At 65.4% G+C, this 12,295-nt stretch carries 10 protein-coding genes; 3 read left to right on the top strand and 7 right to left on the bottom strand.

What is annotated here, in order from left to right; translation table 11 throughout:
• Nucleotides 1-49: 49 nt before the first annotated feature.
• Nucleotides 50-478 (top strand): CBS domain-containing protein, encoded by a 429-nt coding sequence (locus CA260_RS03620; RefSeq protein ID WP_111981061.1) that lies wholly within the window; start codon nucleotides 50-52, stop codon nucleotides 476-478.
• A 6-nt stretch (nucleotides 479-484) separates the two neighbouring features.
• On the opposite strand, the gene CA260_RS03615 is transcribed toward CA260_RS03620, so the two are convergent.
• Nucleotides 485-1,756, bottom strand: a complete 1,272-nt coding sequence (locus tag CA260_RS03615; protein WP_111982985.1) for an NTP/NDP exchange transporter — start codon at nucleotides 1,754-1,756, stop codon at nucleotides 485-487.
• A 112-nt stretch (nucleotides 1,757-1,868) separates the two neighbouring features.
• On the opposite strand from CA260_RS03615, the gene CA260_RS03610 reads away from it, so the two are divergent.
• Both CA260_RS03610 and CA260_RS03605 read left to right on the top strand, forming a co-directional pair.
• Nucleotides 1,869-3,446 (top strand): GMC family oxidoreductase, encoded by a 1,578-nt coding sequence (locus CA260_RS03610; RefSeq protein ID WP_111981060.1) that lies wholly within the window; start codon nucleotides 1,869-1,871, stop codon nucleotides 3,444-3,446.
• 186 nt (nucleotides 3,447-3,632) lie between these two features.
• Nucleotides 3,633-4,967 carry a serine hydrolase domain-containing protein gene (locus CA260_RS03605; RefSeq protein WP_111981059.1) on the top strand — a complete coding sequence of 445 codons (1,335 nt, stop codon included), beginning with the start codon at nucleotides 3,633-3,635 and terminating at the stop codon, nucleotides 4,965-4,967.
• 90 nt (nucleotides 4,968-5,057) lie between these two features.
• Here the strand turns inward: CA260_RS03605 and CA260_RS03600 are convergent, their stop codons facing one another.
• The 6 genes from CA260_RS03600 to cysD all read right to left on the bottom strand — a co-directional run bounded on the left by CA260_RS03600 (nucleotide 5,058) and on the right by cysD (nucleotide 12,196).
• A complete protein-coding gene (locus CA260_RS03600) occupies nucleotides 5,058-6,098 on the bottom strand; it encodes an energy transducer TonB (RefSeq protein WP_111981058.1) in 1,041 nt (346 codons plus the stop codon).
• Nucleotides 6,099-6,437: 339 nt separating this feature from the next.
• A complete protein-coding gene (gene metJ, locus CA260_RS21480; RefSeq protein ID WP_111981057.1) occupies nucleotides 6,438-6,995 on the bottom strand; it encodes a met regulon transcriptional regulator MetJ in 558 nt (185 codons plus the stop codon).
• A gap of 621 nt (nucleotides 6,996-7,616) precedes the next feature.
• Complete coding sequence (gene gcvH / locus CA260_RS03590; protein ID WP_111981056.1) at nucleotides 7,617-8,012, bottom strand: glycine cleavage system protein GcvH; 396 nt, start codon at nucleotides 8,010-8,012, stop codon at nucleotides 7,617-7,619.
• Between the two features lie 103 nt (nucleotides 8,013-8,115).
• Nucleotides 8,116-9,216: a glycine cleavage system aminomethyltransferase GcvT gene (gcvT, locus tag CA260_RS03585; RefSeq protein WP_111981055.1), complete on the bottom strand. Its 1,101-nt coding sequence runs from the start codon at nucleotides 9,214-9,216 to the stop codon at nucleotides 8,116-8,118.
• Between the two features lie 188 nt (nucleotides 9,217-9,404).
• Nucleotides 9,405-11,294, bottom strand: a complete 1,890-nt coding sequence (cysN, locus tag CA260_RS03580; protein ID WP_111981054.1) for a sulfate adenylyltransferase subunit CysN — start codon at nucleotides 11,292-11,294, stop codon at nucleotides 9,405-9,407.
• The gene (gene cysD / locus CA260_RS03575; protein WP_111981053.1) at nucleotides 11,294-12,196 is read right to left on the bottom strand and encodes a sulfate adenylyltransferase subunit CysD; all 903 of its coding nucleotides are present in this window, start codon (nucleotides 12,194-12,196) and stop codon (nucleotides 11,294-11,296) included. Before cysD ends, cysN begins: the two co-directional genes overlap by 1 nt.
• Nucleotides 12,197-12,295: the final 99 nt, after the last annotated feature.

Genomic DNA, 12,295 nt, shown 5'->3' with positions numbered 1-12,295 from the left:
CTAGACTCCTCCCATGCGGCCTGTCCGCGGCCGCCTGGGAGGTTCAAGCATGCGCCAGGTCAAGCATTTGCTGGAAGGCAAGGGCACCGACATCTACAGCATCGCACCGGACGCGCCCGTACTCGAAGCGATCAAGCACATGGCCGAGCGCCGCGTCGGCGCCCTGCTGGTGATGCGCGGCGAACGGCTGGTAGGCATCGTTTCCGAGCGCGACTACGCGCGCAAGGTCATCCTGCAGGGCCGCTCTTCCGCACAGACCGCCGTCTCGGAAATCATGAGCAGTCCCGCGCTTACCGTGGGGCCGGACACCGACGTGTTCGACTGCATGCGCCTTTGTACCGACAGTCGTATTCGCCATCTGCCGGTGGTGGCCGGCGACGCGGTGGTCGGCGTCATTTCGATCGGCGACCTGGTGAAGGAAGTCATCGACGCGCAGGCCGAACAGATCGAACAACTGCAGCGCTACATCACCAGCTGAGTGGGGTCATGCCCCGGCCGTCCGCACGGCCTGAGGCGCTGCCGTCCCGTCCTGTTGTTCCGGCAGCAGGTCGGGCGAGCGGCCGGCGCGTGCCGCCACCCACGTGGCCAGCGCGGAAATGCCTGCGCCGATACCGGCCATGCCGGCCACCGCCACACCCAGCGATCCCAGCAAATTGACGCCGGTGGTGACCGCGAGGTCACCGAAACGCCAGATGGTGGTCTCCACGAAGTTCTTGCCCTTGTAACGCGTCTCGCGCGGTACGCGCGTATACAGCGCGTCGGAAGCCGGCTTGGTCATGCCATAGGCGAAGCCGCGGGTACCGGCCATCATGATCGCGAGCATGGGCACGGCGAATCCGAACACGCTGATATTGCCGATGCCCAGCACCATCACGAGCAGCAGCAGCGCGAGATTGACCAGTGCCGGCACCACCAGGCCCCAGCCTGCCCCCTTGCGCACCAGCAGCCAGCGCGTGACCGTGAGCTGCAGCACCGCGCCCAGGATGTTGGTGGCCCAGTCCAGGTTGTAATAGAAATTGGTACGGGCGACGCGATCGGGATAATGCGAGTACGTGTAATCGGCCATCAGCGCATAAGCCAGCGTGCCGATGCCATCGCCCAGCACCATCAGCACGGCCATGTAACGCAGGAATGGCCGCGTCCACGACTCCTTGATGCCCGCCCACAGCGAGCCGCCCACCGCCTCGTCGTGCGCACCGGGCGAGCAATGGTCGTAGCGCGTGGACAAGGTGAGCAGCAGGCCCAGCGCAAGGAGCAAGGCAATGGCCGACACCACGAGTAAAGCCGGCACGCCGATCAACCCGACCAGCAGCTTGCCGAATCCCGGGCCGGTGACGGCACCGGCCATGCCGCCAAGCGCGATGGTGGGAAAGACCCGCCTTGCCTGCTCGCTCTGGAAGATGTCCGCCATGAGGCTCCAGAACAGCGAGACGACGAACAGGTTGAACACGCTCACCCAGACGAAGAACACCGAGCCGAGCTCGCGCGCCCCGATGCGATCCTGCAGCACGAAGGCCGGCACGAACGCGACGAGGCAGAGCACGAAGAAGCTGTAGCTCCAGCCAAGCAGCCGCTTGCGCGGGAAACGCGCCACCATGGCACCGAACACGGGTGTCAGCAGCAGCATCACGACGAACGTGATGCCGTAGAACAAGGGCAGTTCTTTTGATCCGACGGCGCCGCTGAGTTGTTCGCGCACGGGCCGGATGATGTAGTAGGCCATCATCACGAAGAAGAAGGCCACGGTGGAAAGCACCGATGCAAGGCCTTCGTTCGCTGTGGCAGGTCGGGTGGTATTCACCGGCATTTCCAGCAAAGGTCCGCATCAGACTAGCATGCGGTCGTGACAGTCATGGGCAGGGGACGAAGTGACGTACGACTACATCATCGTGGGTGCCGGTTCGGCCGGCTGCGTGCTGGCCAACCGCTTGAGCGCCCATCGCGGCAAGCGCGTACTGCTGCTCGAGGCGGGACCGAGCGACTGGCATCCGCTGATCCACATGCCTGCCGGCATCGCCCGCCTGGCCAACAACCGCCATTTCAACTGGAACTACCACACCGAGCCCGAGCCGCAACTGCATGACCGACGGCTGTGGTGGCCACGCGGCAAGACGCTGGGGGGTTCCAGCGCCATCAACGCGATGATCTACGCGCGCGGCGTGCCCGGCGACTACGACCGCTGGGCGCAGGCCACCGGCGATGCGCGCTGGTCGTGGGAACAGGTGCTTCCCTGGTTCATCCATAGCGAAGACAACACCCGCGGCGCCAGCGCACTGCACGGCGCAGGCGGGCCACTTGGCGTGAGCGACCTGCGCCATCACAACGAACTGTCGGCGGCGTTCATCGACGCAGGTGTCAGTGCCGGCCATCCGCGCAACGACGACTTCAACGGCGCGCGGCAGGAAGGCTTCGGCCTGTACCAGGTCACGCAGCGCGATGGCCGGCGCTGCTCGACCGCGGTGGCCTACCTGCAGCCGGCACGACAACGGCCGAATCTCGAAGTGCGCACCAAGGCGGCGGTCGCCCGCGTGGTGATCCGCGATGGACGCGCCGTGGGCGTGCAGTTGCAGGGTCATGCGGCGATCCTCGAAGCGGGCGAAGTCATCCTCGCCGGCGGCGCCATCAATACGCCGCAGTTGCTGATGCTCTCCGGCATCGGGCCGGCGGATCACCTGCGCGAGCATGGCGTTGTGGTGCAGGCCGATGTGCCGGACGTCGGCGCGCACCTGCAGGATCACCTGGACATCTGCACGCTCGACGGCAGCACGCGGAAGGTTTCCTACGATCATCTCAACGAGCTCGCGGCGGGCTGGCGATTCCTGCGTCATCGCGATGGTCCCGGCAGTTCCAACGTGGCGGAAGCCGGCGGCTTCGTGCGCAGCCGGCTGGCCACGGACGAGCGCTGTGACATCCAGTTCCATTTCGTGCCTGCGCAGCTGGACGACCACGGTCGTCATCGTCTGCCCGGCTACGGCTATACGGTGCACGCGTGCTATTTGCACCCACGCAGCCGTGGCCAACTGCGTCTGCGTTCGGCGGATCCTGCGCAGCCGATCGCCATCCATGCGAACTACCTCGGCGATGCAGAGGGACACGACCTGCAGCGCATGGTCGAGGCCGCCCGCCTGTCGCGCGAAATCCTTTCGCAGCCGGCCTTCGCGTCCTATCGCGGCGCGCCCGTCTTTCCCGAACGAGCGCTGCAGACCGATGCGGAGTACATCGACTTCATCCGGCGCAAGGCCGAGACGATTTATCACCCCGCGGGCACCTGCCGCATGGGCGACGACGCAGCCGCCCCGCTCGACAGCGAACTTCGCGTGCGCGGCATCGAGGGACTGCGTGTGGTCGATGCCTCGGCGATGCCGAGCCTGCCGAGCGGCAACACCAATGCACCGGTGATCATGATGGCCGAACGGGCGAGCGAGCTGATCCTGGGCGCAACATGACGTTCCTCACGCGGTCTTAATGGAAGCCTTCCCCGACCGCCGCGACAGGGACTTTTCAGCCATTCCTGCGGTACTCTCGCGCGGCGTCATGGAAGGATTCCGGCTCGCAATCCGACTGGCCCGGCAGCGTCCGGTGCCGATTCCATTCCATCGGTGTCCCTCGGGCGCCGCCAACGTTCAGGCAACATGACGTTTCGCACGATTTCATTGGTCGTCGTCGCGGCACTGGGATTGTCCTTCGTCCCGTTGCATGTGCGCGCCGCCACGCCCCCCGCCGACTCTGCCGCGGCAACCCCACAGACGCTGCCGCCCGAACGCCTCAAGGAAGCGCTGAGCGCCTACCAGCAGTGGCTGGATCGCCTGGACCAGCGCAATGAAGTGGCCGGCCTCGCCACCGCGGTGGTGGTCGACGACAAGGTCGTCTTCGAGGACACCATCGGCTACGCCAACGCCAGCACGCGCGAGCCGATCACACCGGAAACGGTATTTCGCCTTGCCTCGCTCTCCAAGGCGTTCGCCACCGCCCTGACCGGCGTGCTGGTAGGCGACGGCAAGCTGAGCTGGGACACCAAGCTCGCTGCAGTGCTGCCGTTCTTCCATCTCAAGAGCGACAGCGCCGCCGAACAGGCCACCGTGCGCGACATCCTCGGCCAGCGGCTGGGTCTGCCGAAGAACACCTACGACAACATGCTCGAGGAAAACATCCCGTACGAGGAGCTCGCGCGCAAGCTCGACGAGGTCACGCTCACCTGCGACGTGGGCCAGTGCTACGGCTACCAGAACATCGCCTTCAGCCTGATCGGCGACATCGTCTATGCGCAGACCGGCGACTTCTTCAGCCGCCAGGTCGACAAGCGCATCTTCTTTCCTCTCGGCATGAAGACGGCCAGCTACGGCCGCGAAGGCCTGGAGGAGAGCAAGAGCTGGGCGCGTCCGCATCGACAGACCAGCAACGGATGGATTCCCTTCGAACCCAAGCAGGCCTATTACCGCGTGGCGCCCGCCGCCGGCGTCAACGCCAGCCTGCGCGACATGGAGCAGTGGCTGATCGCGCAGATGGGTGGCCGGCCGGACGTGCTGCCGGCCAAGCTGCTGGACACCCTGCACACACCGGAAGTCGCCACGCCCGTGGAACTGCACTCCTCACCCTGGCGTCGCGCGCGATTGTCGGATGCGTCCTATGCGCTCGGCTGGCGCGTGTTCGACTACGAAGGCGAGACGATGGTGTTCCACGCCGGCGCCGTCGAGGGCTACCGCACCATGATCGGCTTCCTGCCGAAGTACCGCATCGGCGTGGTGACGATGTGGAACTCGTCGGGTCCGACACCCGCCGGCCTGATGCCGATGGTGTTCGACGAACTGCTCGGCCTTCCGCACGTGGATTGGGCCGGCATCGAAGGCAGCGCGCCGAAGACCTCGGCCATCGCCAAGGGCAAGACACGCAGCAAGGGCAGAACCGCCGCCAGCGGCCGCGGCCACAAGCACGATCTCCCGGCGGACCACGATCTCTCGGGGAATTGACGCGACACTTGAGCAAGAAGAAGGCGCCGCGTGCTTCCACGCGGCGCCCCTGGTCCTGCAGGTGGCCACGCCGTAGCGTGGCGCCTTCCGTCAGTTGAGCTTGAACACGATGCGGCGCTTGTCCTGCGACGCGATCGGCGTGCCGTTCTGCGTGGCCGGCTGGTACTTCCAGCGACTCACCGCTTCCACGGCAGCGCGGTCGAACACGTGGCGCGGCTCGGCATCCACCACCTTGACGTCATCCACGTTGCCTTCCGGCGTGATGGTGAAGGTCACCTCCACCCAGCCTTCCTGGTTGGCGCGCACCGCCGTCGTGGGATAGCGCGGATTGACGTTGCGCACCAGCACCGGCCCGTGCGTGCCGCCGGCAGCACCGCTGTCGCTCGCTGCCGCCGTGGTGGCCGCCGCCTGCTGCTGGCGCGCCTCGCTCTGCTGTTGCTGCTGCGCCAGGCGCGCCTGCGCCGCGCGCTGCTGCTGCTCGGCCAAGGTGCGCTGCTGCGCTTCGGCCGCCTGGCGATCCGCCTCGGCCTTGTCCGATGCCGCCTTCTGCGCCGCCAGCTGTGCCGCCTTCTCCTTGTCCGACGCCTGCTGCTGCTCGCGATCCTGCAACTTGCGCTGGGCATCGAGCTTGGAGCGAAGGATGGTCAGCGTGTAGTTGGCCGGGTCGGCCTTCGCCAGCAGGTCGATCTGGCGCTGCGCGTCATTGAAGTCGCGCTGGTTGATGGACTGTTCGGCCACGCTGGCACCGACCGGGAAGGTCTCGCGCAACGCATCGGACGCCACCTGGTTGCCTGGCTGCTTCTCCAGCACCTTGAGGTAGAACTCGAAGGCATTGTTGCCGGCAGGCGCGAGCAGTCGCTGCTCATTCACCGCCTTGCGTGCCTCGGCGAGCAGCTGGTTGATGCTCATCGCACCCACGTTGGCCGGCGGTGGCGGCGCCACCGTGCCGGCCTGCACCGGTGTCGACGGATGGCCACCGGCTTCGGTGTCCATCAGTTCCTGGTGCGGCTTGATAATGAGGAACCACGACGCTGCCGCAAGCACGGCGACGACAGCAACAATGGCGATGGCAGCGGGCCGAATGGCCCCACGCGCACGACGGCGCGCATGACGTGTGTATCGGGTATCCATGATCTCTCACCGAGTGGCATCAGATACCCGCGCTTTTTCCCCCTGTGAATCCAGGAGCGGGAACCTCCCCAGGTTCCCGCGGCGCGGATGTGCGAAAGGTAACCGCAATGCAGCACTACGGCAAATCGCACGTAGCTTCGCGGCGCACACGCACACTTCGGAGAGTCGTCACACGCCACCTGCATCGCGGTGGCGCCGGCAGGCGACACGTTAGGAATTTTTCGTACCCCGGAAACGAAGCGTCCCGGCACGGGCCGGGACGAATCGCTCTTTCGAAGGACTCCCCCCGCGCTGGGCACCGCGGGGAGAAAAGTCGGTGTTGCCTGTTATTGGTGAAGCTTACTTCTTGGCAGCCTTGGCCGCCTTGGGGGCCTTGGCAGCCTTGGTGGCCTTGACCACCTTGGCAGCAGCGGCCTTCTTCACGGTGCGCTTCTTGGCAGTGGCCTTCTTCGCCACCTTCTTGGTAGCAACCTTCTTCACGGCAGCCTTCTTGGCGGCAGCCGGGCGCTTCTTAGCAACGGCCTTCTTGGCGACCTTCTTGGCAGCCTTCTTGGCGGCCGGCTTACGGGCAACCGGCTTCTTCGCGGCGGCCTTCTTCACAGCGGTCTTCTTGCTCGCCTTCTTGGCGGCGGGTTTCTTTGCGGCTTTCTTGGCAGTGGCCATAGTTCGTCTCAGCTCCTCATCAGTTGGCAGTGGTTGCCCAGTAAAAGCATGCAGGAACGCCTCCACAAGCAGATCGCTATTGGTGGCGTGCCGAAGATTGTTTACCTGACGCCGGGTGCGTTCGTCAGATAGGGGCCTCAACACGTGCAATGGAATCGACACCGTGATCTTGCGTACTGCGCCGGCTTTCTCTCCATGCTCGATATAAGGTTTGATGAATTTCGATGTTGCCATGGCACCCGTTCTCCGTGTTCCGATGCGAAAGCTATTCCTGAAGATTTCAGCTGTCAATTGATTTTAAACATGAAATCGATCCGTTTCACCCACCCCCAGGAGGGTCCAAACCCCCGCCCGGCAAGGCCTGGAGGGGGTCTTGGTGCATTTTTGATCAGACGTCCATACCGCTAAACGAAAACGTTCGCCGATTATCTTGGAATGCATAAAACCACTTAAAAAAAGGCATATAAGTCAAATACGGCCAATCGGACGCGTTCGACTGTCTCATTCATCCTGGAGCGACTGTCTCACGCGATGCGCGCCTCTGCGCACCCCCATTTTGGATGAACAAAACACGACTGAATTTTTCTTCGGCCGGAGGGGACAGAATGCCGCCCGACCCTGCCCCGACCGACACCCGGGGTCGCCGGACGGGTGGCGCGAAGGTTCGCCCGGCCCCGATCGCCTACTTTCGCCTTGGCCATCTATCGGCATGGACGGCGAGATGCAAAACGCCGATTTTCGAACTCATCCGGCATCGATCACGCGGCGCATCGAACGTGATGCACGGCACGTCGGTACCTAAAAAGACGCCGGCCGCTTGAGGCGGCCGGCGTCGGGCGAAGCGTCGAGCAGCGATCAGTGGTCTTCGTTTTCGACCAGCTCCGCGTAGGCGTCGGCGTCGAGCAGCTCGTTCAATTCGGCACGATCGCTGGCGCGGACCAGAAAGATCCAGCCGTCGCCGAAGGCGTCTTCATTGATGGTTTCCGGCTTGTCGTTGAGGGCTTCGTTGACCGCAACGATCTCGCCCGACACCGGGGAGTAGATGTCCGAGGCGGCCTTGACCGACTCAACCACCGCCACGCCATGGCCGGCCTGCACGGCGGCACCGATTTCCGGCAACTCGACGTAGACGAGGTCGCCCAGCTGGCCTTGGGCATGGTCGGAAATACCCACGCGAACCAGGCCGTCGTCTTCGACGCGAGCCCATTCGTGGGACTTGAGGAATTTCAGATCGCCGGGAATCTCGCTCATGATCGGATCCAGTCGTTGATGTCGGGTGATGGTGGAGCGGCAATTCTAGCCGCTTCACCCGTTGGGCAACATGGGATGCATGTCGCCATGGAATAAGGCGAGGTCAGATGCCTTCGCAGGGCTTGCCGTCGCGCACGAACGGGTACTTCACCACGCGCACCGGCACTTCCTTGCCGCGGATGTCCACCCGCACGTCGCCCGGCTCGCCCGCTGGAATGCGCGCGAACGCGACGGCCTTGTTGAGCGTGGGCGCGAAGCTGCCGGAGAGGATCTCGCCGTTGCCGTTGGCGGTGAGCACGGCCTGCCCATGGCGCAGCACGCCCTTCTCGTCCAGCACCAGCCCCACCATCACGCGCTTGACGCCCGCGGCCTTCTGCGCTTCCAGCGCCTTGCGGCCGATGAAGTCGCGACCTTCGTCGAGCGAGATCGTCCAGCCAAGGTTGGCCTCCCACGGGGACACGTCGTCATCCATGTCCTGGCCGTAGAGGTTCATGCCCGCTTCCAGTCGCAGCGTGTCGCGCGCGCCGAGGCCGGCCGGCGCGACGCCGGCGGCAGCGAGCGCATTCCACAGGGCGACGGCGTGCTCCTGCGGCACGATGATTTCGAAGCCGTCCTCGCCGGTGTAGCCGGTGCGCGCCACGAACAGCGGCATGCCGTGCGGACCCTGCGCGGCTGCCGCGGCGAACTTGCCGAGCTTGCCGATGCGCTCGTGGTCCACCTCCGCCAGCAGGCCGATCACCTTGGCGCGGGCGTTGGGACCCTGCACGGCGATCATGGCGAAGTCGGGGCGCTCCTTGACCTGCACGTCGAACGCCCTGGCATGCTGTTCGATCCACGCCAGGTCCTTCGTGCGGGTGGCTGCGTTCACGACCAGGCGGAAGAACTCCTCGCCCAGGAAGTAGACGATCAGGTCGTCCACCACGCCGCCCTGCTCGTTGAGCATGCACGTATAGAGCGCCTTGCCCTGCACCTTCAGCTTGTCGACATTGTTGGCGACGAGGTGGCGCAGGAACTCGCGCGTGCGCGGGCCATGCAGGTCGACCACGGTCATGTGGGAGACGTCGAACATGCCGGCGTCGCGACGCACGACGTGATGCTCCTCGATCTGCGAGCCGTAATTGATCGGCATGTCCCAACCGCCGAAATCGACCATGCGCGCGCCGAGCGCACGATGGGTGTCGTTGAGTACGGTCTTCTCGGTCATCGCAGTCGAGCTCTGGGGAAAGCGACATTATCGCCGGGGGCGTGGATACATTCCAAGCCGAGTGCGGTGCGACGCGCCGTGCGCGGGCGTATCGCGAACTCGTGCAGCGCAGCATGCGCGTCGTTGCGGCAAGGAACCCACCCGGCCGTCGTTCCGGTCTGCGCCGGAGCGACAGCGTGCGGTATTGCTTATGCGTGCGGGCGGTCTTCGCCCATGCCATGGAGCAACTGCTCCACCACCTGCTCCGCCAGCTGCTCCGGTCGCAATCCGCTGGTACGCAGGTGCAGCTCGGCCTGTTCCGGCGCCTCGTAGGGAGAGTCGATGCCGGTGAAGTTGAGGATCTCGCCGGCGCGCGCCTTGCGATAGAGCCCCTTGGGGTCACGCCGCTCGCATTCCTCCAGCGTGGTGTCGACGAACACCTCGATGAACTCGCCTTCGTCGAACCGGCCGCGCGCGAAACGCCGCTCGCTCTGGAAAGGCGAGATCACGCAGACGAGCACGACCAGGCCGGCATCGACCATCAGGTGCGCCACCTCGGCCACGCGACGCACGTTCTCGACACGTGCCTCGGGGGTGAAACCCAGGTCCTTGTTCAGGCCATGGCGCAGGTTGTCACCGTCCAGCATGTAGGTGTGATAGCCCAGCGCGTGCAGCCTGCGCTCGACCAGGTTGGCGATGGTGGACTTGCCCGCGCCCGACAGGCCGGTGAACCACAGGCAGCGTGCCTGCTGGCCCTTGCTCAGGCTGCGGGCCTGCTTGTCCAGGTCGGTGTGCTGCCAGTGCACGTTGGCGGCGCGGCGCAGGGCAAAGTCCAGCATGCCGCAGCCGACGGTGGCGTTGGTCTGGCGGTCGATCAGCACGAAGCCGCCGAGCGTGCGGTTGTCCGCGTAGGACTCGAAGGCGATGGCATGGTCGAGGTCGATATTGCAGTAGCCGACCTCGTTGAGCTCCAGCCGGCGAGCGGCCAGTTCGGCCTGCGTGTTGACGTCGACCTTGTGCTTGATGGTGGTGACGCGCGCATTGACCGTGCGCGTGCCGATCTTCAGCCAGTAGGCGCGGTTGGGCAGCAAGGGCTCATCGCCCATCCACAGCACGTGCGCGGCGAACTGGTCGGCGACGGGTGCCGGGCGCGCGGCGTCGGCGATGACATCGCCGCGACTCACGTCGATTTCACGGTCCAGCGTCAGCGTCACCGCTTGACCCTCGGACGCATGCGGGAGATCACCATCGGCGGTCACGATCCGCTCGATGCGCGCGCGGCGCATGGCCGGCTGTACCACGACCTCATCGCCGACTGCGACGCGGCCGCCACAGACAGTGCCGGCGTAGCCGCGGAAGGAAGCATCGGGGCGGTTCACCCACTGCACCGGCATGCGGAACTCGGTGCCTTGCGCGGGAGCGGTATCGGCCGACTCCAGCAGTTCGAGCAGGCAGGGGCCCTCGTACCATCCCATGCGATCGGAGCGGCGCCCGACGTTGTCGCCACTGGGCGCCACCGCGGGCAGGCAATGGACCTGGGCGATGCCCAACTGGGCGGCAAGCTCGCGGTACTCGTGGGCGATGGCGGCGTAGATGTCCTCGCGCCAATCCACCAGATCCATCTTGTTCACCGCGACCACGACCTGGCGGATGCCCATCAGCGCGCAGATATAGGTATGCCGGCGTGTCTGCGGCAGCACGCCCTTGCGCGCATCGATGAGCACCACGGCAAGCCCGGCGTTGGAGGCGCCGGTGGCCATGTTGCGGGTGTACTGCTCGTGCCCAGGGCAGTCGGCCACGATGAAGCTGCGCCGCGCACTATGGAAATAGCGGTAGGCCACGTCGATGGTGATGCCCTGCTGGCGCTCGGCGTCGAGGCCGTCGGTGAGCAGGGAGAAATCCAGCGCATCGGGCGTGTCCGCATGCAGCTTGCGGCTGTCGCGCGCCAGCGCGGCGAGCTGGTCGTCCGGCACCATGCCGGTGTCGTACAGCAGGCGCCCCAGCAGGGTGCTCTTGCCGTCATCGACGCTGCCGCAGGTAATGAAACGCAGCAGCTGGGTGGAAGCTTGCGAGGTGGGTGTGATGTCCAGGGTCGCCATCAGAAGTAGCCCTCCTGTTTCTTGCGCTCCATGGAGGCGCTGCCGTCATGGTCGATCATGCGGCCCTGGCGCTCGGAGCTGCGCGATGCCGCCATCTCGTCGATGATCTTGTCCAGGGTATCGGCCGAGGACTCCACCGCGCCGGTCAACGGATAGCAGCCCAGCGTGCGGAAGCGCACCTCGCGCATCTGCACCGCCTCGCCCTCGCGCAGGGTGAAGCGATCGTCGTCGACCATGATCAGCGCACCGTCCCGCTCCACCACCGGACGCGGCTTGGCGAAGTACAGCGGCACCACCGGGATGGCCTCGCGCCGGATGTACTGCCACACGTCCATCTCGGTCCAGTTGGACAGCGGGAACACGCGCACGCTCTCGCCCTGGTGGATCTGCGTGTTGTAGGTGTGCCACAGCTCCGGGCGCTGGTGCTTGGGGTCCCAGCGATGCTGCGCGTTGCGGAAGGAGAACACGCGCTCCTTGGCGCGCGACTTTTCCTCGTCACGACGGGCGCCGCCGATGGCCGCATCGAAGCCGTACTTGTCCAGCGCCTGCTTAAGGCCCGCCGTCTTCATCACGTCGGTATGCACGGCCGAGCCGTGGGTCAGCGGCGAGATGCCTTGGCGCAAGCCTTCCTCATTGATATGCACCAGGACCTCGACGTCTCCTTCGGCCGCCACCTGGTCGCGGAAGGCGATCATCTCGCGGAACTTCCAGGTCGTATCCACGTGCAGCAGCGGCATCGGCGGGCGCGCCGGATAAAAGGCCTTGCGCAGCAGGTGCAGCAGGACCGAGGAATCCTTGCCGATGGAATAGAGCATCACCGGGCGCCCGAACGCGGCCGCCGTCTCGCGGAAGATATGGATGCTCTCGGCTTCGAGTGCGTCCAGGTGGGACAGGAAGGACATGTGTGTTCTTCTATCAATGACCGCAAAGCACCCAGGATGGGTGCCGATTCCATTAAATCTAGCTGAAAACGGCCAGCGGGACAGGAAGCCGCGTCGCTA

Source organism: Dyella jiangningensis (assembly GCF_003264855.1).
GTDB lineage: Bacteria > Pseudomonadota > Gammaproteobacteria > Xanthomonadales > Rhodanobacteraceae > Dyella > Dyella jiangningensis_C.
The sequence above is the reverse complement of the archived record's forward strand: the minus strand, read 5'-3'. Positions and strand labels throughout refer to the sequence as shown.

Bases quoted from the DNA above. Each gene is read 5' to 3' on its own strand.
- CA260_RS03620 (WP_111981061.1), top strand. From the start codon at position 50: ATGCGCCAGGTCAAGCATTTGCTGGAAGGCAAGGGCACCGACATCTAC.
- CA260_RS03605 (WP_111981059.1), top strand. From the start codon at position 3,633: ATGACGTTTCGCACGATTTCATTGGTCGTCGTCGCGGCACTGGGATTG.
- CA260_RS03600 (WP_111981058.1), bottom strand. From the start codon at position 6,098: ATGGATACCCGATACACACGTCATGCGCGCCGTCGTGCGCGTGGGGCC.
- metJ (WP_111981057.1), bottom strand. From the start codon at position 6,995: ATGGCAACATCGAAATTCATCAAACCTTATATCGAGCATGGAGAGAAA.
- gcvH (WP_111981056.1), bottom strand. From the start codon at position 8,012: ATGAGCGAGATTCCCGGCGATCTGAAATTCCTCAAGTCCCACGAATGG.
- gcvT (WP_111981055.1), bottom strand. From the start codon at position 9,216: ATGACCGAGAAGACCGTACTCAACGACACCCATCGTGCGCTCGGCGCG.
- cysN (WP_111981054.1), bottom strand. From the start codon at position 11,294: ATGGCGACCCTGGACATCACACCCACCTCGCAAGCTTCCACCCAGCTG.
- cysD (WP_111981053.1), bottom strand. From the start codon at position 12,196: ATGTCCTTCCTGTCCCACCTGGACGCACTCGAAGCCGAGAGCATCCAT.